Consider the following 500-nt stretch of genomic DNA (forward strand, 5'->3'; position numbering starts at 1 on the left):
GTGCAAGCGTTCGGGTAGACGACCGGCGGCAAGGGTTGCCAACTTTGCACGCTCAAAGCTGCCCGGTAACAAGATCGCAGGATAATAGCCACACACAAAAAGGCCGGGGAAACCCGGCCTTTTTGTGTGTGGCTGGTGTAGAAAGTTTCCGGGCCGGAAACTTTGTCCAGTCCTTGGCCTACATGTGCTCAGTAATCCATGCCCGGCTCGTCCTGGTCCCGATCAGGGCTGTAGTCGCGCTGAGGGCGATAAGTGGGCTTACTACGCGACCTGTGCACCTGGGCGCGGCTCGCGTCCGTAGTAGGCGCTGACGCGGCTTCCTCGGCCATCACAACAGCCTCCAGCTGATCGATCCGTTGCATCACCGGACTTCTATTTCTCTCTTGGCTAATTAGCCAAGACGCACTGTATTGCGCATTGCTCACCTTCATCTGTGCACTTGACAGCAGCAAATGAGCGTTCTGACGGGCGTATTGCGTATCCCGCAACGATTTTTCAAA

At 56.2% G+C, this 500-nt stretch carries 1 protein-coding gene; it reads right to left on the minus strand.

The genetic code is table 11. The features are described from left to right. Nucleotides 1-188 precede the first annotated feature (188 nt). Nucleotides 189-500, minus strand: a 312-nt coding sequence (locus IE124_RS35260; protein WP_229833216.1) for a hypothetical protein, incomplete at its 5' end; no start/stop codon positions are given.

The organism is Streptomyces narbonensis (assembly GCF_014649015.1).
In the GTDB taxonomy this organism is placed as follows: Bacteria; Actinomycetota; Actinomycetes; order Streptomycetales; family Streptomycetaceae; genus Streptomyces; species Streptomyces narbonensis.